We start from the raw sequence: 21,789 nt of genomic DNA on the forward strand, positions 1-21,789 counted from the left end.
TGCTTTGTGCTATTTCATTGTCAGCTTTTCATTTGTCAGCTTCCCCTAACGAAAAGGCCGGTACTGAAGTTGTGCTTCTGTACCGGCCTTTGCAGTATTTTGTCGCTTAAAATACTTACAAGAAGATTTGCTTCGCTGCGCTTGCAAGCTCTTCAAACTCACCAGAGTGAAGCTCGCCCATATCTTCAACCACACCGCGCTGAATAGCTAAGTTTAAGATCGCATCTTTTTGACTGTCTACCGCACCTGAGACTGCAGCGCCAACACGAACGAAATCAATGTAGGTTAACTCTTCTGGCATGTAGCTTAGGTCTTTCCAATTTTTTGAAACGTTAACGAAGGTTTCTCCGAAGCCCCACTCTGTCATAATGCTTGCACCAATACGGCCAGCTAATTTATCGATTGCCACTTCAAGGAATGAAGGGTTCGCAAAGACTTCAGGGTGACGCTCAGCCTCGGTCAAAATAGGCAGAACACCAATGTTGTGAACCAGTGCCGCTAGTGTCATGGTATCCATGCTCATTTCACGTTTTTTGGTACGCGCTATGTAAAGCTGAAGCACCGCCATAGAGTTAGCCACGATATTAACTGTATTTGCCCACTCTTGTTGTAAATAGCGTGCAACTACATCGTTTTTAGAGACGAATAATTGCTCCATAGCGAGTGCAGTAGAGATGTTTTTAATTTGGCGTAAACCAATTCGAGTCACCGCTTGGCTGATAGAAGTAACTTTTACGCTACGTCCCATATAAGCACTGTTCGCAATTTTGATCATTCTTGCGCTAAGTGATGGATCTTGACCAATCACATCACCCATCGCGTTTAAGTTAATATCGGGATCGTCTGCCGCTTTGCGGACTTTCAATGCAATAGCAGGAAGCGTGGGAAGGACGAGTGTGTCATTGTTAATTTTTTCAACCAAAATGGTTGAAAGCGCGTTCTGTGTAGACATATTTCTACCCTTAGAAAGTTCCAAATAGCCTCGTGAAGGCGATAGGTTGCTTTACCAGTTAATCATCTCGACCACCAGCAAAACTGATGACTAAAATAGATTCGATGTTTGTACGTTGCATTCGGTGCGTTAACTTACATAGGCTTCTATGCTTCACGCTAAAATACAAACCGTTTATTGTTTTATTATGGTATTTCTATCACCATACTATAGTAGCTCTTTAGTTTCGACCAACTAAAAAAATACAGTGTCGATGCGAATTATTAGCAACGGTAGAACCACCAGAGCTTTTTTTAAAGTATAGTCAACTGGTAGCAAACCACTATTGATATTAAGCAAATATTTTTCATACTTTTGTATTAAATCAAAAGCATAGCTATAGTGAGCTATCTATTCACCGCCCCGCATACTGTAAATCAATGCGGTTAAACCACACGGTAAGAGTCATTATGAAAAAAACAATTACAACTTATTCTCCTATTGCAGCTGCAGTAGCGGGTTTATTTATGCTGACCGCGTGCAGCAAAAGCGCCGATACAACACCAACTCAAACGGCAAAGCCTGAAACCGCTTCCGAGCAAACCTTACTCGTTGATGAGTCTCGCTTGTCTATTTATCACGGCGTAGATCTTACCAGCGATTTGTCACACCTTAGTGACAATCAACACAAAATGCTTTCACTGTTAATTGATGCATCGAAAATCATGGACGACTTGTTCTGGAAACAAGCGTTCTTTGAAGATAAAGATGCATTTCTTTCGTCAATTAGTGACGAAAAAGTTCGCCACTTTGCAGCGATAAACTATGGACCTTGGGATCGCTTAAATGGCGATACACCTTTTTTAAGTGGCTATGAAGACAAAGCGCTGGGCGCTGAGTTCTACCCCCATGATATGGAAAAAGAGGAATTTGCCACGGCAGATTTTGGCGACAAACAAGGCCTTTATTCCATGGTGAAGCGCGATGAAGCGGGCAACCTTTATTCGGTGCCTTATTCTGAAGCCTTTAAAAGCGAATTAATGAAGGCGTCTGACTTACTTAAAAAAGCGTCAGAGCTTGCTGAAGATGAAAGCTTTAAACAATATTTGCAGCTGCGTTCTGAAGCCCTTCTATCAAACGACTACCTGGCTTCTGACATGGCGTGGATGGATATGAAAACCAACCCTGTTGAGCTGGTTATCGGTCCTATTGAAAGCTACGAAGATCAACTCTTTGGCTATCGCGCAGCGTTTGAAGCCTATGTACTCATTAAAGATTTAGCATGGAGTGAAAAGCTAGCTAAGTACGCGGCCTTCTTACCTGAATTACAGCAAGGCCTTCCGGTTGCTGAGGCATATAAAACGGAAATGCCAGGTTCTGATGCAGACCTTAACGCTTATGATGTTATTTATTATGCCGGCCACTCTAATGCAGGCAGTAAGACCATTGCAATTAACTTGCCCAATGATGAGCGAGTACAGCTAGAAAAAGGTACCCGCCGTCTGCAGCTTAAAAACGCAATGCGTGCAAAGTTCGATACTATTTTGGTGCCTATTGCGGATACGTTAATTGTACCAGAGCAACGTGAACACATTACGTTTGACGCCTTTTTCGCGAACACCATGTTTCATGAAGTGGCACACGGTTTAGGGATTAAGAACACCCTAGATGGTACAGGGACTGTGCGCGGAGCACTTAAAGAGCATGCGTCGGCTCTTGAAGAAGGCAAGGCGGATATTCTAGGTTTGTACATGGTGCAAAGTCTTCTTGAAAAAGGTGAAATCACTGAAGGAACACTAGAAGATTATTACGTTACCTTTATGGCTGGCATTTTCCGTTCTGTGCGTTTCGGCGCAAGTTCTGCACATGGAAAAGCGAACATGATCCGCTTTAACTTTTTTGCCCAGCAAGGCGCCTTCGAGAAAACAGAAGACGGCATGTATCGCGTAAATATGGAGAAGATGGGCGCCGCAGTAGAAGCACTATCTGAACTAATCCTTACGTTACAAGGTGATGGCGATTACGATGGCGTAGCGAAGCTAGTAGAAACTATGGGTGTGATTAAACCCGATCTTGCTTCAGATTTAGCGCGCCTAGAGGCAGCGAGCATTCCAGTTGATATTCACTTCAACCAAGGTAAGAAAGTACTGGGGCTTGCTAACTAAGTAAGCACTGTACTCATTAAATAAAAATGCCGCCCTGAGATAACTATCAAGGGCGGCATTTTTGTGTTCTTATCTTTCCACGCTACTCTACGTGTTGCTTCATGTTTTCAGTGTAAGGAGGCCAGCCTAGCGGTTTGCCTGCCAACACGTGAAGGTGAATGTGATATACCGTTTGACCACCGTATTCATTACAGTTCATTACCGTACGAAAGCCTTGGTCAGCAAACCCTTGCTCCTTTGCAATTTTTGCTGCAACAAATGACAAGTGCCCCACCACTTCGCGATCTTCTTCGGCTATATCATTTACCGTTGCAATTTGCTTTTTCGGAATAACCAGAAAGTGAGTCGGTGCCTGAGGGTTTATATCTTTAAACGCCAGCGCCAATTCATCTTCGTACAATATGTCCGCTGGAATTTCCTTGCTGATGATTTTGTCAAATATTGTTTCTGCCATATCTCACTTCCCTTACCAATTAGGTGATTACCAATTATGTTAGCGGTGTTAAAACATTTGCCTGCGAACATAATTAAAAATTAAGTGCTATTGTGCGGCGCTGGGGCACATTTTCATGCGAATCCCCCCCTCATACGAAGCCCCCTCATACGAAGCCCCCCTTATACGAAGGACTACGCCCTTTTTCTTTACTTAAGCGAAAACAAACCACAGTAGTATTACGCCCAACGCCAAGCGATAGATAACAAAAGGCAGCATGCCGATACGCGATATCCAGCTTAGGAACAAATAGATACAAAGGTAGGCGCTTACGAATGAAAACGCCGCGCCATAAAGCAACGCATACCAGTCTACCGCTTCGTTGGCATTAAGCAGGTCGAGAGTGGCTAAAAGCCCCGCGCCTAAAATAACTGGAATAGACAGCAAAAAGGAAAAGCGTGCACACGCTTCGCGCTTAAGGCCTAACATCAAACCTGCGGTCATCGTAATACCTGAGCGAGATGTGCCAGGAATGAGTGCCAATACTTGGGCTAACCCGATATAGATGGCTTGCTTAAGTGTCAGTCCTTCTAGCTCTTGTTCGCGTTTTGCAGTGGCATCGGCGTACCATAGCAGCAAACCAAAAATAATAGTGGTACCCGCTATTACCAGCGCCGTACGTGCGTTTTCTTCTATCCAGCCTTTCATTAAAAAGCCAATAATAACCGCTGGAATAGTTGCCACAATAACGTACCAAGCAAGCTTACTGTCGGTAGATTGTTGTTTGCTAAACCCTTGTGTTACCCAAGCTACGGTCATCTGAGCGATTTCTTGACGAAAATAGATCATAACCGCAAGCAGGCTTCCCACATGAACGGCGACATCAAACGCTAAGCCCTGACTTACCCAACCAAAAAGTTCAGCGGGCAACAACAAGTGTCCAGAGCTGCTGATAGGAAGAAATTCAGTAACGCCCTGAATAATTGCTAAAATAATAATTTCAAAAAGTGTCATTCCTTTGCTTAACTCCAAATAAAGTCAATCGGCCATAATTGCTGTTTCTGTTTATCAAAGTTTTGCCACATTTTGGCATAGGTTTCTTGCGTTTCAGGGTGAATGTCGTTGGGAACAAGTTCAGCTAACGGCCAAAGCACAAACGCGTTGTAGCAAATCTCTTCGCGAGGTAAAACCACAGGGGTTGTGGTCACCTTACTATCATAGGTAAGCAAGTCGAGATCAAGGGTTCTGGCACAGAATTTTTTGTCTGTATGCACCCTGCCATTGTCTTTTTCAATGGCTTTAAGAATTGCGCACACCTCTTCTATACTTTTTGATGTCGTCGCCCGAGCAGCGGCGTTATAAAAAGGGCTTCCATTGAAGCCCACCGCTTCGCTCTCGTAGACCGAAGACACTGCAACATCTGAGAAGTGCTGTTTCAGGGCAACTAAAGATTGCTTGGTGTAATGCTCACGTTCAATATTAGAGCCAATGCTGATTAAGATGGTGTGTTGTGACATTAATTGCGCTCTTTACGCATTTCAACAGCGACCGTTTGCGCATTGGGAAGGATATTAGGCTTAACAATTTTAAGCGTTATTGACGCAACGGTGAAATTATCAAGAACGGCGTCCATCACTTTATTACCTAGAGCTTCAAGTAGCTCAAATGTGCTTTCTTTGCCTACTTCTACAATACACTCTGCCACTTTTGCATAGTCTACAGTGTCTGCAACATCGTCGCTTTGCATCGCAGCGCTTAAATCAACATCAAGTGTTACATCAAGAAGTAGCTGGGTGGTTCTTACTCGCTCCCAATCATAAACACCAATCAGGGTGTCTACTTCAAGCCCTGTTATATAAATTTTTCCCATGGAATTTTTCATCTTGTACTGTTATCAAACCAGTTTATCGCCGTTTATATTGGCCCTACTACTGGTCTTACTACTGCGCTTTCACCCACATATTGCTGGTAAACGGTGGTATATCGCGTTTGGATGGAGTAGCTTTACGCTTGTGTGGCACAACTATACCGCTGTATGACAACTGGGAGCAACCAAGGTTTCACAATTTAATGCGACTAAAGCCCATTGAACTTGCACACACCAAATTTAACGTAATAAAAGGCAATATTTTTAATAATTAGAATGACAAAATGATTTCGCTAACTCTTTTGATGATCGCTGTTGCCTATCTTTTCGGTTCACTTTCAAGTGCTGTGGTTATAAGCCAGCTGTTTGGTTTACCAGACCCACGAACCGCCGGCTCTAAAAACCCAGGTGCTACCAATGTGTATCGACTGGGCGGTCGTGTTCCAGCACTCCTCGTGCTTGTCATGGATATACTAAAAGGCACTATTCCCGTTTACGGCAGTTACTTTCTGGGCATAGAGCCAATCATGTTAGGCGTCATTGCTATTTTCGCGTGCTTGGGGCATATCTTTCCGCTCTATTTTGGTTTCAAAGGTGGAAAAGCCGTCGCCACTGCGTTTGGCGCTATGCTCCCTATAGGCCTCGATTTAGCAGGTTTGCTTATTTTGAGTTGGGTAGTAGTGGTGTTTCTTACGGGCTATTCTTCATTAGGCGCGCTTATCGCAGTATCTCTTGCGCCGTTATTTACATTTTTGATTAAGCCTTTATATACCGTGCCCGTGGCAATGCTTTCGCTGCTTATCATTCTACGCCACAAAGACAACATTGCCCGTCTTTTAGCGGGCAATGAAAGTAAAGTATGGGATAAGGGAAAAGTTAAAGAGTAAGCGCCTTTTCCAGCACATCTAACTTACCATCTATCGGCGTAACCGGCGCAATGCCAAGTATTTTGGCCAACGCAGGATAAACCTCCAGGTTACTAAACACAGGTAGGGTGGTATTCGTTTTAAACGCAGGTCCCACTGCTACAAACGTCGCCCCCATATCAGGCAGCGTGTTCATGTAGCCATGCCCACCTTTACTAATATGCATGCTGTTGGCGTTTTTAAAGCGTGCTGGCGGGGCTATCTCAATAATAATATCGCCGGTTCTATTTCCCACTTCCATATGTCGCTCAGCGCGCTGGGTATCGTTAAGCACAATGTAACGGTTTTCGGCTATATGGGTAAGACGTTCTGTTTCTTCGGTGATTTGTTTATCGTTCACGCCCACTTTGGCGTAAAGATGAACTTGCGCTCCCTCATTTTCAATAATGAAGCTATCAGTTATAGATAAAGACTCAACTTCTATAAGCTGACTTTCATCAATGGGTGTCATGCCGTGATCCGACACCACTACCAAGTTTACCGGCAAATCTAATGCGTTAATGCGTTCATAAAGTTGACCAATAAGCGCATCCACTTCCTGCACCGCATCATTGGTTTTGTCGGCAGAAGGTCCTTCGTCGTGTCCAACCGAATCGGTAAGCGAGAAATAACCCGCAATAAAGCGAGGGCGCGACACCTCAGGCAGTTTCAACCAAGTTATAATTTGATCTACCCGCTGCTGGTAATCGGCGTATTTAGAGTAGTGATAGAAGTAGCTAGGCAAGGTACCTGATATGCGTGAATCAGACTCCGGCCAGAAGAAGGTAGCTGCCTTCATGCCATGATATTCCACTAAGTTCCATAGCGGCGTTGCCGTAATCCACGTGCTGTCCATGCCGCCATAACCCAATTTGTACTGCGCGTAGCCTTCTTTCGTTGGGCGAGACTTATCAAAAAATCGATTGTTCACGATGCCGTGGTGTTTCGGTAATAACCCAGTGATCAGTGAAATATGGTTGGGAAAGGTATTTGAAGGATAAACAGGGGTCATAGACGACGCTCTTACCCCTTTCTTTGCAATAGCACCAAGGTGTTGCGCGTTGTGTAATTCGATATAGTCGTGGCGAAATCCATCAAGAGAAATGAGCACGACATACTGATCTTGCTGCTCTTGCTTCAGGCCTTTTACAGAATCATTCAAGGGTGCTTTGCTTGATGCAAATGCATTGGACGCAGTGAGCACTGCAAAAGTAAGCAAAATAAATAACGACAATGCTAAATTGAATAGCGGTGCATTTTGTTTTGTTCCGTCTTTTGCTAAGCGCATGGTTTTTAACGTCCTTACTCAAGGTTCATTTTAGTAAAACAAAAGGCAATGGAATGCGCTCCCATTGCCTTTTATTTATGCTTTTTTATTTTACCTGCTTGCTATGCTCAATATTTCCCCAGTGAACGTAGGGAAGACATAGTAGCGTTTACAACGAGGTGTGGCGCCTAATTACCGGTTTTTTATGAATACCTAAATCGCCGATAAAGTATCAAGGGGCCAGCGCGGCTTGGCTTGTGAAGACAAGGCCAAGGTTTCCCCAGCTTTCAAACGCTGCATGCCCGCATAAGCAATCATGGCACCATTGTCTGTACAATACGCTAAGCTAGGATAAAACACCTCACCTTTTAGCTCTTGCATCAGGGCTTTCATCTCACTGCGCAACATTGTATTTGCACTTACGCCGCCAGCAATAACCAAACGCTTCATGCCAGTCTGCTTTAATGCTCGCTTACATTTTATAATAAGCGTATCAACTACTGCTTCTTGAAACGCGTAGGCAATATTGGCTTTAATTTGCTCAGCATCACCACCGGTTAGGTCAGCATCGCGAATGGTGTTCGCCGCAAAGGTCTTTAAACCACTGAAACTGAAATCTAGTCCTGGTCTGTCGGTCATCGGGCGAGGAAACTTATAGTGTCCCGCTTCTCCCTTTTCAGCCAATTTTGCTAAAAGAGGGCCGCCTGGGTAATCAAGGCCAAGTAACTTGGCGGTTTTATCAAAGGCTTCACCAGCGGCATCATCAATAGACTCACCAAGTACTTCATATTGACCAATGCTTTCGACTTTAACTAGCATTGAGTGGCCACCTGAAACCAATAAAGCAACGAAAGGAAATTCAGGTGCGTCGTCTTCAAGCATAGGCGCTAATAAATGCCCTTCCATATGATGAACGCCCACTGCTGGCACATTCCACGCGTAGGCCAATGAACGCCCGACAGACGAACCCACTAACAATGCGCCCACTAAACCGGGGCCTTGGGTAAAAGCAACGCCGTCGATCTCTGATGGTTGGGTGTTAGCGTCTTCCATAGCCTTTTCAATTAAAGGAATGATCTTTCTCACGTGGTCCCGTGACGCAAGTTCAGGCACAACACCACCATAGTCTGCGTGCAGCTTTACTTGGCTATATAGTTCGTGCGACAGCAACCCTTTTTCATCGTCGTAAACGGCGATGCCAGTTTCGTCACAAGATGTTTCTATTCCTAAAATACGCATGGGGAGTAACCCTTTTACTACTAACTTCAATGCTTCGTTTTTGGATTTGCTGTCGTCTTTTTATCACAACACGTGTTCACACAATTGTTGAGAGCCATAATGACTAAGCAAATATCAAAAACTGAGAAAATAATTCTGGCGATCTGATGCGATCATCTTTATGATCCCGCCGCGATCATAACACTACCCTAGTCAGGATCATCTGATTCCACACTTTTGATCACCATTTTTCAAAAGGGAATTAAGCAAGAGAACATTCTGAAAAGGGCGCTTATACAAGCCGAGTTAAACAACACGGTGCTTAACGAGCGCAGAGTTTACCTTTAATCCTGCATTCATGGAATGCCAGTGAACAGGTAAATGAACGGTAAATGCACAATATTGGCTATTTTTTGGCAATTCATCCTTTACTTTCTCTGTAGATATGATTAGAATTTCGCACCATTTTTAACCCGGGTGGCCTTTTTAGCGCACAATTTTACCCGGATTTACACAGTAAAAGTTTTGAGGTGAGTGTTTAATGCCTATCGTTAAAGTTAGAGAAAACGAGCCGTTTGATGTGGCGCTGCGTCGTTTTAAGCGTTCTTGTGAAAAAGCAGGTGTTCTTTCTGAAGTTCGTCGTCGTGAATTCTTCGAAAAGCCAACTTGGGAACGCAAGCGCAAGAAAGCTGCCGCTAAGAAGCGTCATCTTAAGAAGCTAGCTCGTGAAAACGCACGTCGCGTAAAACTCTACTAATACAGGGTTAAGTAACGAGTCTGAAAGGTGTTGCAATTGCAGCACCTTTCGCGTTTCTGGGCCTCTATTTTTTGGCCTTATTCTTATCGACTCCATTTTTTCCTTTTCAAATGGTTACATTTGATTTTCAACCTGGGGCTTAATAATACCAGTCCGCATAGATCATTATCTTCTGAGTGGGCAATGATCTATGCGGATTGGTATAAACTCTACTAATAAAAAATCAGGAAACATCATGGCACTAATTGATGATTTAAAAGCTGCGCAAAAAGATGCGATGCGTGCAAAAGAAAAAGTACGTCTTGGTACTATTCGTATGGCAATGGCTGCCATTAAACAAAAAGAAATCGATGAGCAAATTACGCTAGACGACAGTGCAATCTTAGCGGTACTAACCAAAATGGTTAAGCAGCGCCAAGACGCCGCCGCGCAATACGGCGCAGCCAATCGCGACGACCTAGCTAGCAAAGAGCGTGAAGAAATCACTTACATTGAAGATTTCTTACCTCAGCCTTTGACTGACGATGAGCTAAATGCACTTATCGACGAAACCATGGCTGCGACCGGAGCATCGGGTATGCAGGATATGGGTAAAGTCATGGGCGCCTTGAAACCTAAGGTTCAAGGCCGCACCGACATGGGTGCTTTGAGTGCAAAAATTAAGGCGCGTTTGAACGCTTAAACTCTGCCCTTTCGTAAAAGAGAAGCGTGTGGAAGGTGTGCATTGTCACACCTTCATTGTTCTCATTTTTACACTTCCCTGTTAAAGTAGATTACTGTTTTCATAATGTTGTAGCCTGTCGCTTGAAGCGCAGTTACGACTTGTGCTTTTCTCATTCTTTTTGAACTGAATCTTTTTTAACTAACCCTTTTTGAAAGTACCCTCATGGCTGGAAAGATACCTCGCGATTTTATAGACGACCTGCTGTCACGTACCGATGTGGTAGAAGTAGTAGATAGCCGAGTTAAACTTAAAAAAGCAGGTAAAAACTACCAAGCGTGCTGCCCTTTTCATAACGAAAAGTCGCCATCTTTCACTGTTAGTCAAGACAAACAGTTTTACCACTGTTTCGGCTGTGGCGCTCACGGTAACGCTATCTCGTTTATTATGGAGTTCGACCGCTTAGAATTTGTCGAGGCCATTGAAGAGCTAGCGCGCTATCACGGGCTTGAAGTCCCCCGTGAAAAGGGCAGTCGCCCTGCCATGAGCGAAGAGAAAAAGCAGCAACAGCAAGACGATTATGCAGTCATGGAGCAAGTTGCGCGCTTCTTCCAGCACCAGTTACGTCAAAATGGTAATAGCAAAAAAGCCATCGACTACTTGAAAAACCGTGGATTAAGCGGCGATATCGTTAAGCAATGGGAAATTGGCTACGCACCAGACAGTTGGGACGCGTTGCTAAATACCTTTGGCAAAGATCCACAGCGCATCAAGCAACTGGTCGACTTAAAACTGGTCAATAAAAACGACCAAGGGCGTACCTACGACTTCTTCCGCGACCGCATTATGTTTCCTATCAGGGACAAACGGGGTCGTGTTGTGGGTTTCGGCGGCCGAGTATTAGATGACGGCGGCCCTAAATACTTAAACTCGCCAGAAACCCGCATTTTCCACAAAGGCAGTGAGCTCTTTGGCTTTTATTCTGCCAGACAAAAAAATCGTAGCCTGGATACCGTCGTTATTGTAGAAGGCTATATGGACGTAGTGGCGCTAAGTCAATTCGACATTAATATTGCTACTGCTGCGCTAGGTACAGCTACCACACCTGAACATATTCAAATGCTGGTTCGCGCTACGTCTCACATTGTATGCTGTTATGACGGTGACCGCGCAGGGCGTGAAGCTGCATGGCGCGCGTTAGAAAACGCCCTGCCCGCGTTAAAAGACGGCGTGCGTATTTCGTTTTTATTCTTACCCGACGGCGAGGACCCTGACACTATGGTGCGTCAGGTGGGGAAAGATGCGTTTATGGAAATGCTAGATGACGCCATGCCGTTATCCCGCTTCTTCTTTGAAAACTTATTAAAGACGCACAATGTGGGCACGCCGGAAGGTAAAATTGCCCTTAAGAAAGCGGCAATGCCGCTTATTGAGAGCACATTAGGTGATGATCAAAAGCAAATGCTGCTGGAAGAATTAGCCAAGCACACTGGCGAGTTTGACCGATTTAAACTTCAGCAAGATATCACCAAAGCCAATCAAGGTTCGAAGCAAGCTTATTCTCCGAATCGCAATCAAGTAAACAAGCCTAAACTATCACCGCTCCGCATGCTGATACGCTTGCTGCTTGATAAACCTGAATTAGCCACACTATGTGAAGACGTTCAAATTGATATTTTTGCGGGCAGCAACGCTGCTGGCATGGATTTATTACGCGATGTGCATCGCTATTGCGTGAGTCACCCTCAAGCAAAAACCGCGCAGCTTGTTGAAAATTTCCGCGACCATCCCCATTCTTCTACTATCGCGAAATTATTGTTACAAGAACACTTGGTTAAAGACGAGGATGCTGAACGGGTTTACAACGACAGCTTCGCTCGCTTACTGGACGGGCATTTCGATAGCCGCATTGAAACCTTAATTTCACGCTCGCGGGTTCAGCCGCTGACACAGGCGGAAAAACAGGAATTGAACCTGCTTATGAGGGAAAGACAGAAGAGTTAACCTTGGGCAAACTGACCTAGAGGTTAGCCTGTTCTTCTGTAGGCTTTTGCATAAGGCTTTTTTAAACGCTTTTGTTAGTGAGATTAAGTTAACAAGATTAGTTTAGCTAGAATACGCGCTGTCTGGAATACGCGCTGTCTGGAATACGCGCTGTCTGGAATACGCGCTGTAAGTATGCGCTGTTTTATAGCTTAAAAACACTGGCTAAAAAATCGGCCATCAATCTGGTAAAACCACCGTTTATTCTGCTATACTGGCTAATTCGCTGTGGGCACAGATAAACGTGTCTCATTCACTATAAAGTGAACAAAAATACAGCAGCACGAGTAGCAAAGATATAGCCGAACATAACGGGCAGATCCGAACCCGAGCAGATGTGCATCGCAACATAATGGTTTAGACCAGCGTGGCATCGAGCATTAACGGCCTTGATACAAAAGCAGTACTACAGCAGAACGGGGAACATACCTAGACGTATGTTGTCTTTTCTATTGCAAACTAATTGAATGTGAGAAGTGTAGGTTATATGGCGCAAAGCAAGCAGTCTCAGATTAAACTCCTGATTGCAAAAGGTAAAGAGCAAGGTTACTTAACCTTTGCAGAAGTAAACGACCACCTGCCGCAAGATATTGTCGATTCTGATCAAATCGAAGACATAATCCGCATGATTAACGACATGGGAATTCAAGTTTCTGAATCAGCTCCTGATGCAGACGAACTTCTCATGCAAGAAGCGAATGCTGATGAAGATGCTGCAGAAGCGGCAGCTCAGGCACTAGCTACTGTAGAAAGTGAAATTGGCCGTACGACTGACCCAGTTCGCATGTACATGCGTGAAATGGGTACGGTTGAACTTCTTACTCGTGAAGGCGAAATTGAAATCGCTAAACGAATTGAAGATGGTATCAACCAGGTACAATGTTCAGTTGCTGAATACCCAGAAGCTATCACTTATCTATTAGACCAGTGGGATCTTTACGAAGCAGAAGAAATTCGCTTGAGCGACATCATCTCTGGCTTTGTTGATCCTAACGATGAGCAAGACCTTGCTCCAACAGCTACTCACGTTGGTTCTGAATTATCTGAAGAAGAGTTAGATGATGAAGACGACGATGAAGATGATGACGATAGTGACGAAGACGATAGCGGTGTTGACCCAGAGTTAGCCCGTGAGCGTTTCACTGAGCTTCGTGAGCAATACCTTAAAACTCGTGAAGTTATCGAGAAGAAAGGCCGAGCTCATGCTGACTCTCGCACGCAAATCAATGCATTAAGCGATGTTTTCAAAGAATTCCGCCTAGTTCCAAAACAGTTCGATCGCATGGTTAAGAACATGCGTGAGATGATGGACAAAGTGCGTATTCAAGAGCGTCTAGTGATGAAGTTCTGCGTAGTTAACGCAAAAATGCCGAAGAAAGACTTCATCAAAGCATTTGCGGGCAACGAAACGTCTAATGCATGGTTACATGAAGCAGTTAAATCAGGTGCACCATACGCCGCTGACCTTGCTGTAAATCAGGAAGAAATTGAGCGCTGTATTAGCAAGATGAACCAAGTTGAACAGGAAACTGGCTTGGTGATCGCAGATATCAAAGACATCAACCGTCGCATGTCAATCGGTGAAGCGAAAGCACGTCGCGCGAAGAAAGAAATGGTTGAAGCTAACTTACGTCTTGTTATCTCAATTGCTAAGAAGTACACCAACCGTGGTCTTCAATTCCTAGACCTTATTCAAGAAGGTAACATTGGTCTAATGAAGGCGGTGGATAAGTTCGAATACCGTCGTGGTTATAAGTTCTCAACTTATGCAACGTGGTGGATTCGTCAGGCGATTACTCGCTCTATTGCTGATCAGGCGCGTACTATCCGTATCCCTGTTCACATGATTGAGACGATCAACAAGCTTAACCGTATCTCTCGTCAAATGCTTCAGGAAATGGGTCGTGAGCCTACTCCTGAAGAGTTGTCAGAGCGCATGTTAATGCCTGAAGACAAAATTCGTAAGGTACTTAAAATTGCTAAAGAGCCAATTTCGATGGAAACCCCTATCGGTGATGATGAAGATTCACATCTTGGCGACTTTATCGAGGACAGCACGATTATTCAGCCCCTCGACTCAGCAACTGGCGGTAGCTTGAAAGATGCAACGCAGGAAGTATTAGCAGGCCTTACTGCCCGTGAAGCAAAGGTACTTCGCATGCGTTTCGGTATTGACATGAATACCGACCACACCCTTGAAGAAGTAGGCAAGCAGTTTGACGTAACCCGTGAGCGTATTCGTCAAATCGAAGCGAAAGCACTTCGCAAACTTCGCCACCCTAGCCGTTCTGAGCAGCTACGCAGCTTCTTAGACGAATAGAAAAAGCATTGCTTTGACTAAAAATCCCCAGCTTTGGCTGGGGATTTTTTTATGCCTTCGTTTTATCCTAATTCCGCTTTACTAGCGCTAGTATCAATGACTTTTGAAATGTAATTGGCGCCTACAAAAAAGCCCCCTTGCGGAGGCCCTAAACAGCATTTGATAAGGTAGTGCGTGTTACACTCTGAATTGCTTCGCAATTGACTCAAGGTGCTGCGCCAGGTCAGCAAGCTCATTACACATGCTGCCTAATTCACCTGAACGACTTGCGGTTTGCTCGGTACGCTCATGAATTTCGTCAACGTGACGAACTATGTCAACCGCTACAGTGCGCTGGTCTTCGGTATTGTGCGCAATTTGCTCGTTCATTTGGTTGATGCGCCCAATAGTACTAGTAATGGTTTCTAGACTGCTTCCCGCTTTATTAGCCGTCTCTACACTGCTAGTTGCTTGTTCGGTACCACGAGACATTACCTCTACCGCTGAGTGAGCAGCATTTTGAAGCTGTTCAATAGTACTTTGAATTTCTTCCGTAGACTGCTGTGTGCGCGATGCTAGCGTTCTCACTTCATCTGCGACTACCGCAAAGCCTCTACCCTGCTCACCCGCTCTTGCGGCTTCAATGGCGGCATTTAGTGCTAACAGGTTGGTTTGCTCTGCAATACCTTTTATCACATCCAGCACCGAGCCAACTTTATTAGAATCAGACTCTAAACGGGCTATAACGTCAGCGGTTTCGCGTACGTTCTCAGCAAGCTGCTGAATACTGGTAACGGTTTGCTGTACGATTTGACGTCCTTCACTGGCCGCTGTTGTCGCTTTGTTAGCGTCGCTTGCCGCCTGCGCTGCGCTATGTGCAACACCGTCAACAGAGCCACTCATGGTATCTACCGCACGCTTAGCATTGGTTGCAGACTTTTGCTGTACATCAATAGTGCGCTGAGTTTCTTCCGTTACACCGCGTAAGTTCTGCGCTAGGTTTGATAGTGGTAAACTCGCTTCTACCACATCACGCACTACGCCTTGCAGTTTGTCCATAAATTGGTTGAACCAATACACCAACTCGCCAATTTCATCTTCGCTTTTGGTTTCTATGCGAACCGTTAGGTCACCGTTTTCTTGAGCAATATCTTTAAGGGAACGAACCACGTCATCAATACTTTGCTTAATGCCGCGAACAATAGGTACCGCTGTTCCAAACAGCAATATAGTCACAACCACGGCTAAAATGACGCCTGTGCTAATTAACGAAGTATTGGCACTGTCTGTGTTTTTAAATGCTTCTTCAAATGCCGCCTGTTGAGCATCACGAAATTGAGACATCGCAGCGATGGCACCATCGTATGACTGATTCATTTGGGCTGAGAGTTCGCCTAAACGACTGAAGTCGGCAGTGCCGTTGACCATAGACTGTGATACGTCGTAGGCAACATCGAAATAATTATCAAAGCCTGAGGAGATGCGGGAAATTTCACTACGAAATTCAGGGCTAATAGAAGCAATTTGGTTTAAGCCGCTTTTTGCTTCTTCGGCGAGCTCTTGCGCCATGGTAAGGGTGTCTTGATCACCAGTGGTCACTGCGCTCGCAAGGGTATCGCGAACCTTTTGCATATCAACTAAGGTCGATGCTGATAGTTGAAGGGCAGGAAATTGAACTTTCTGAACTTTTTCTAGCGTTGCACCATTATTGAGTGCGGTATACACAGTGATAAGCAAGTAAATAATAAAACTTAGCGCTGCGATCCCCGGTATGAGAAAAATCTTTGTCGCAATTGGCATTTTTTTTAGAAAGTTCATCAGCTATCCCACTGTTTTTTATAATTGCTTAACTACGTTTCAGTTTTACCTGAAAGAACATCATAACTAATTTATCTACCCAATAGCTAAAATCTTTAATGAAATTATGGCCTCGCACCAAAATGCAAGGCCATAACGAGTAGTTAGAACGTATAGTTTACGCCTACTTTGAGCAGTGTTGCATCATTTAGATCGTTTAGATCATCTGAATACCAAGTTACGTCAGTTTTAAGTGCAAAGCCTGGCTCAACGTCGTAACGAAGACCAACAGTAACTGCAGATACATCTAGCTCCTGTTGAGCAGCAATACCTGCCGCAGTTTGGTAAATACCCGGCGAGCCATTTGCGCCGTTCCAAGTAGCATCAACCACGGCATCACCTGTCGCAATCGTAGCAGGCAATGCAGCAATTAAACCTAGCTGAGTACCATTATCCGCTTCTTCAACTTCGTAAGTAATATGTGGTGTAAACTTGCCAAAGCGCATACCCGCCGTAACGTACCATGCTTTATTATCGGCAATAACAGAGCCATCAACTTCTGTTTGGGTAAATTCTGCACCCACAAACCAATCGTACTTATCGATATCAACAGCCACTTCAAAGAAGGTACCTGTATCTTCGTTAACGCTCAGGCCTTCAGCGGCTAAAGACGCCGCAGGAATAAAGGCACCATATTGATTTAAACCACCAACAAATGTGTCAAAGTCAGCATTCGCAGCACTTGTTTTAGCACGTGCAAGCAAAGTACGCGCACTGAACCAATCTCGTGTTGCTTCAAATGAAACAGCGACCACGTTTTCCAATTCTAACGCAGCAGGTGTTCCTGAAATGGTGGTATCAGCCTCAGTACGACCAACGGTAAACTGTGCACCATATTCCCAGTCACCTGAGTAGTTCATGTAGTCAACACGAACACCGTCAATGTTGTTGAAGTCAATGCCGTATACAGCATCTGGTGGTGTAAGCCAGTGATACGAGTAACCGATATCTAATGAAGCAGAATACTTAAATAAAGGCATGCGAAGACGGCCTGCACTGATGTTGAAGTTGTTGTTCAACATATAGGTCATGTACGCCCATTCAAAATCGGCGTCGTAATCTTCGCTACCACGACCAACCAGCTGGGCGGTCGCAGAGAGCTTATCGCTAACATCACCACGAACCTGAAGGCCAAATACACTTGCAGGGTCGAAGTTAAAGTCGCTGTCGTAATCGTATACTGACTCGTCATCGTCTAGTGTCATACCACCAATAAGGTTTGCAAAGCCGTTGATTTGAATATCAGCCAGTGCCGGAGTAGCTAACAGGCCAGCCATAGATAAGATAGCAAGTTTGGTTTTCATGCGTGTTCCTTAAATTCTTTGTATAAACGGTCAGTTAAAAGGTAGCGACTACTCGTACGCTGTCGTTAACAGCGCCAGCGTCGACGTAACCAATTGCGCCAGGGTTTCCTGCTACTGCAGATATAACTTCTGCATCGCTACCCAGAGCTTTTGGTGGTTGACCTTTACCGGTAAATACTAGTTTTGACCAAAACGCAGTTAATTGTGCTGCGGTTTTGTTTAATACCTTGCCGTTAAATTCATCAGTGGCAGATTGGCCTTCAGCTAACGCAACTGGCTCAGCTTGCGTACCGCTTGGAAACGCCTTTGCTTTATTTAGAAATAAACGGCTAATGCTATCTTTATCGAGGGTGTCAGCGTTACTTGGATGAACAATAACTGCTACATCGGCAAAAGCTACGTTACAGCACAATCCTGCTGCAAGTATCCATTTCTTCATGATATGTCCTCTAGAGTCTGTTGAATGCTTGCTCTTCGCTTTTAACTTTCTTGCTCACCCGTTTGAACGGAAAGTGGAAGCTTTTAAACGGCTTGAGACAAACATGTGCGTGTGTGCTTATACTCATACAACGGAGTAAGTATTAGTCACAATTGCCATATTCGCCAATTTGAGCGTGAAAATTTTAGCGTTTAAAAATTAATGACTTATACAAGCGTTTGATTTTGGCGCGAAGTGTAGATGAAGTTGTAAGTTAAGCAACTATACAAATGTCTAATACATACCTTTATGCATTATGGCTACAAATAAGAATTTATGATGAGAGCAATAAAAAGCAAATTATTTTATCTTTTTCAGTAAGTTAAGGGGTTTCACCATAAAACACTTAGTGATAAGCGCTGATATTTACGTATGTAAAAACATACGGAAAGATAACCCTTATAGCCCCTTCCTGTATATTTTTTTAATCAGCCCTTGTTGAGCGTGTATTAACTAAAATAAAGGCTAAGCGGGCTTTACCCCGCTATAATGGTTACGATTCGCCTTTTTTATAAGGGATTGACTGCTCCAGCGTCTCTATCTCCATTGTTCGTTGAAGTGGAGAACCGGTGTTTCTTGCCAGCCAACTATAAGCGGTGGGAACAACATAAAGTGTCATGAAGGCAGAAACGAGAACACCAGAGAAAATGACCATACCAATAACCATTCTGCTTTCTGCTCCTGGTCCAGACGCGAGTACAAGTGGTAAGGAGCTAAATACCGTAGTGAAGCCGGTCATTACGATAGGACGTAGGCGCTGCGCGGCTGCGCGTTTAAGCGCATATTCAAACTCCATACCGGCATCCCGTAGCTGGTTTGCAAACTCGACAATAAGAATACCGTTTTTTGCGGCAAGTCCAATTAGCATAACCAAACCAATTTGACTGTATATATTGATCGTCATATCGCTAAAGAATAGCCCGATATAGGCTCCAACAAGCGCCAGCGGCACGGTCAGCATGATGACTAGCGGGTGCACCCAGCTTTCAAATTGCGCAGCCAATATTAAGTAAGTGACAGCGAGTGCCAGCATAAATACATATACAAATGAATTACCCGCTTCCTGATACAGCTGTGACTCGCCTTTGTAATCTATTGATACATTGTCAGGCAGCTCTGTACTTACAATGTTTTCTAAATATTCAAGTGCCTGCCCTAGCGTATAACCGTCCGCCAAGTTGGCAGAAATAGTGACAGCACGCATTCTGTTGTAGCGATTTAACTGTGCTGACGTGGCTTGCTCTTCAAACGTGAGTAAATTGTCCATAGGAATGAGCTCGCCAGTGCGGGATGAACGCACGTACAAATTTTCTATGCTGTTAGGGCTTCGAAAATCTTCCTCTATACCTTCCATGATGACATCGTATTCTTCGCCCCTATCAAGGAATGTTGACACCCTACGCTGACCCAGCATCACTTCCAGTGTGCCGCCAATATCACTAATTGATACCCCAAGATCAGCGGCCCTGTCGCGGTTAATATTCACCAATAGCTGTGGTGAGGTTTCTTTATAATCGGAGTCTAGTCGAATGAGCCTTGGGTTCTGCGCTGCCTTTTGTAGAACAATGTCTCGCCATTCAACCAGATTTTCGTAGGTATCGCCTTGTAAGACGAACTGAACAGGACGGCCGAGGCCTCCTCCAGAAATCCCGCTGCGCATGATGGCAAAAGCACGAACGTCAGGCACGCTGTTAAGTTTGGCGCTGATTTCATCCATGAGCGAAAATGTACTGAAATCTCGCTCATCCCAGTCTGCAGACCCCACAATTGCGATACCCGCATTACCGCCGAAACCAGGTGTTCTAACCAAAAGGCGATTGATTTTCCCACTCTCGCGGTAAGGCATTAAGATACTTTCAATCTTTTCGAGATTCTTTGCGTTACTTTCGAAACTAGCCCCTTCCTGCGCGTTCATCAAAATGAAGAAATTGCCTCTGTCTTCTTTGGGAACGAACTCGCTAGGCACTTTTTCAGAAAGCTGTACCAATGCAACGATAGCAATAGCAAGCATAAGCAGCATCAGAATAGGCTGATGCAACGTTTTACCTAGCGTATTGAAGTAGCCGTTCTCAAGTTTAGAGAACTGCTTGTCCATCCAACTTCCAAAGCCAGATGATCGGGTTCTTTTTTTAAGGATTTTCGACGCCATCATAGGCGACAACGTAAGTGCGGTAAAGCTTGAAAACGCTACCGCAGCAGCTATGGCCAATGCGAACTCCGTAAATAGCCTTCCAATGTTGCCCTCAAGGAAAACCAACGGTACAAACACAGAAATAAGCACCAGCGTTGTTGCAATAACCGCAAACCCAACTTCTTTAGCGCCGCGGTAGGCGGCCAAAATAGGTGGTTCGCCCATTTCTATGCGTCGGTAGATGTTCTCAAGCACAACTATGGCGTCATCCACCACCAAACCGATGGCTAGCACCATAGCAAGCAGGGTAAGAAGGTTGATCGAAAACCCCAGTGCATACATCACGATAAAAGCGGCAATAATAGAAACGGGTACGGTAACTGCCGGAATCAACGTGGCGCGAATATTACCTAGGAAAAGGTAAATAACGATCACCACCATTAGCATCGCTATACCTAAAGTCTCATATACTTCATCAATCGACGCCTCAATAAATACCGACGAATCATAGCTGGGTACAATAAAAATATTATCAGGAAGGGTGGCTTCAATTCTTTCAATTTGCGCTTTCGCTGCACGGGCAACGTCTAAGGTGTTGGCTTTGGACTGCTTAATAATACCGAGTCCAATCATATTGACCCCATCACCACGAAACTCGGTTTCGTCATCTTCGGCGGTTAATTCAACATGGGCTATTTCGCCAAGCCGCACAAGATAGCCGTTGTCGCCTATCGCAACCGTCAGCGCGGCAAAGTCGTCAGGTGTAAGAAAGGTTCGCGCAACCCGTACTTCAAAGTTACGGTCAGTACTTTCCACTTCCCCCGCCGGTAATTCCACATTCTCGGCGCGAATGACTTGCTCTACATCGTTTACCGTAATACCTCTTGCCGCCATTGCATTGCGGTCTAAGAACACTTTCATGGCATAGCGCCTGCCTCCCCCAATTTGAACTCGGGCGACACCATCGACAATTGAAAGCCTATCCACTAATACGCGCTCGGCGTAGTCAGTTAGCTCCATGGTATTTAGGTTTGTGCTTCGCAGGTTGTACCATACCACGGCGCTTTCATCGGAATTTGCTTTAGACACCTCAGGAGGATCAGCTTGGTCAGGCAAGTTATTGAGTGCGCGACTTACTCGCTCGCGCACGTCATTCGCGGCAGCATCAATGTCACGAGAGAGCTTAAATTCAATAGTAATGTCTGAACGACCATTACGAGAGGTCGAGGTAACGTTTTTTATCCCCTCTATACCCGATATTCTATCTTCCAATAGCTGGGTGATCCGAGTCTCAACAATATTAGCCGATGCCCCTGTGTAGGTCGTACTCACCGAGACAATCGGTGGGTCGATATCAGGGTATTCACGCAAACTCAACATGGTAAAAGCGACAATACCGAAAATGATCAGCAGTAAATTGATAACTGTTGCAAAAACGGGGCGCTTTACAGAAACGTCTGACAGTAACATGAC

General features: G+C 44.7%; 17 protein-coding genes. 6 read left to right on the top strand and 11 right to left on the bottom strand.

All coding sequences use genetic code 11. The features are described from left to right. Positions 1–115: 115 nt before the first annotated feature. Positions 116–952, bottom strand: a complete 837-nt coding sequence (locus MHN09_RS06670; protein ID WP_049587051.1) for an HDOD domain-containing protein — start codon at positions 950–952, stop codon at positions 116–118. Positions 953–1,401: 449 nt separating this feature from the next. Between MHN09_RS06670 and MHN09_RS06675 the strand changes: the two genes are divergently transcribed. Beyond that, complete coding sequence (locus MHN09_RS06675) at positions 1,402–3,096, top strand: Zn-dependent hydrolase (protein ID WP_239239745.1); 1,695 nt, start codon at positions 1,402–1,404, stop codon at positions 3,094–3,096. Positions 3,097–3,178: 82 nt separating this feature from the next. On the opposite strand, the gene MHN09_RS06680 is transcribed toward MHN09_RS06675, so the two are convergent. The 4 genes from MHN09_RS06680 to folB all read right to left on the bottom strand — a co-directional run bounded on the left by MHN09_RS06680 (position 3,179) and on the right by folB (position 5,399). After that, positions 3,179–3,550, bottom strand: a complete 372-nt coding sequence (locus MHN09_RS06680) for a histidine triad nucleotide-binding protein (RefSeq protein WP_014948274.1) — start codon at positions 3,548–3,550, stop codon at positions 3,179–3,181. Positions 3,551–3,742: 192 nt separating this feature from the next. Beyond that, on the bottom strand, positions 3,743–4,543 hold the full coding sequence (locus MHN09_RS06685; protein WP_014948273.1) for an undecaprenyl-diphosphate phosphatase: 801 nt from the start codon (positions 4,541–4,543) through the stop codon (positions 3,743–3,745). Positions 4,544–4,551: 8 nt separating this feature from the next. Further along, the gene (gene folK / locus MHN09_RS06690) at positions 4,552–5,046 is read right to left on the bottom strand and encodes a 2-amino-4-hydroxy-6-hydroxymethyldihydropteridine diphosphokinase (RefSeq protein ID WP_239239747.1); all 495 of its coding nucleotides are present in this window, start codon (positions 5,044–5,046) and stop codon (positions 4,552–4,554) included. Further along, a complete protein-coding gene (gene folB, locus MHN09_RS06695) occupies positions 5,046–5,399 on the bottom strand; it encodes a dihydroneopterin aldolase (protein ID WP_014948271.1) in 354 nt (117 codons plus the stop codon). The genes folK and folB overlap by 1 nt, the downstream gene beginning before the upstream one ends. A 281-nt stretch (positions 5,400–5,680) precedes the next feature. Here folB and plsY point away from each other — a divergent pair, with 281 nt between their 5' ends. Then, positions 5,681–6,283 carry a glycerol-3-phosphate 1-O-acyltransferase PlsY gene (gene plsY, locus MHN09_RS06700; protein WP_014948270.1) on the top strand — a complete coding sequence of 201 codons (603 nt, stop codon included), beginning with the start codon at positions 5,681–5,683 and terminating at the stop codon, positions 6,281–6,283. Here the strand turns inward: plsY and MHN09_RS06705 are convergent. Both MHN09_RS06705 and tsaD read right to left on the bottom strand, forming a co-directional pair. Beyond that, complete coding sequence (locus MHN09_RS06705; protein WP_239239750.1) at positions 6,273–7,589, bottom strand: ectonucleotide pyrophosphatase/phosphodiesterase; 1,317 nt, start codon at positions 7,587–7,589, stop codon at positions 6,273–6,275. The genes plsY and MHN09_RS06705 overlap by 11 nt on opposite strands. Before the next feature lie 192 nt (positions 7,590–7,781). Continuing rightward, complete coding sequence (gene tsaD / locus MHN09_RS06710) at positions 7,782–8,807, bottom strand: tRNA (adenosine(37)-N6)-threonylcarbamoyltransferase complex transferase subunit TsaD (RefSeq protein ID WP_131136110.1); 1,026 nt, start codon at positions 8,805–8,807, stop codon at positions 7,782–7,784. Between the two features lie 520 nt (positions 8,808–9,327). On the opposite strand from tsaD, the gene rpsU reads away from it, so the two are divergent. The 4 genes from rpsU (at position 9,328) to rpoD (ending at position 14,567) form a co-directional block, all read left to right on the top strand. Then, positions 9,328–9,543, top strand: coding sequence for a 30S ribosomal protein S21 (rpsU, locus tag MHN09_RS06715; protein ID WP_012517258.1), 216 nt, complete (start codon positions 9,328–9,330; stop codon positions 9,541–9,543). Between the two features lie 235 nt (positions 9,544–9,778). Next, positions 9,779–10,225: a GatB/YqeY domain-containing protein gene (locus MHN09_RS06720; RefSeq protein WP_239239752.1), complete on the top strand. Its 447-nt coding sequence runs from the start codon at positions 9,779–9,781 to the stop codon at positions 10,223–10,225. 204 nt (positions 10,226–10,429) lie between these two features. Continuing rightward, positions 10,430–12,208, top strand: coding sequence for a DNA primase (gene dnaG / locus MHN09_RS06725; protein ID WP_049587032.1), 1,779 nt, complete (start codon positions 10,430–10,432; stop codon positions 12,206–12,208). Between the two features lie 526 nt (positions 12,209–12,734). After that, the gene (gene rpoD / locus MHN09_RS06730; RefSeq protein ID WP_014948265.1) at positions 12,735–14,567 is read left to right on the top strand and encodes an RNA polymerase sigma factor RpoD; all 1,833 of its coding nucleotides are present in this window, start codon (positions 12,735–12,737) and stop codon (positions 14,565–14,567) included. A gap of 177 nt (positions 14,568–14,744) precedes the next feature. On the opposite strand, the gene MHN09_RS06735 is transcribed toward rpoD, so the two are convergent. From MHN09_RS06735 to MHN09_RS06750, 4 genes are all read right to left on the bottom strand, one after another. After that, entirely contained in the window at positions 14,745–16,364 is a 1,620-nt protein-coding gene (locus MHN09_RS06735) for a methyl-accepting chemotaxis protein (protein ID WP_239239755.1), read from the bottom strand. Positions 16,365–16,507: 143 nt separating this feature from the next. Next, a complete protein-coding gene (locus MHN09_RS06740) occupies positions 16,508–17,707 on the bottom strand; it encodes a topoisomerase IV (RefSeq protein WP_239239758.1) in 1,200 nt (399 codons plus the stop codon). A gap of 34 nt (positions 17,708–17,741) precedes the next feature. Continuing rightward, entirely contained in the window at positions 17,742–18,146 is a 405-nt protein-coding gene (locus MHN09_RS06745; RefSeq protein ID WP_239239760.1) for a phosphate ABC transporter substrate-binding protein, read from the bottom strand. Between the two features lie 532 nt (positions 18,147–18,678). Then, positions 18,679–21,786: an efflux RND transporter permease subunit gene (locus MHN09_RS06750; RefSeq protein WP_239239763.1), complete on the bottom strand. Its 3,108-nt coding sequence runs from the start codon at positions 21,784–21,786 to the stop codon at positions 18,679–18,681. Between the last annotated feature and the right edge of the window lie 3 nt (positions 21,787–21,789).

The sequence above is a fragment of the Alteromonas sp. MmMcT2-5 genome (assembly GCF_022348315.1).
GTDB lineage: Bacteria > Pseudomonadota > Gammaproteobacteria > Enterobacterales > Alteromonadaceae > Alteromonas > Alteromonas macleodii.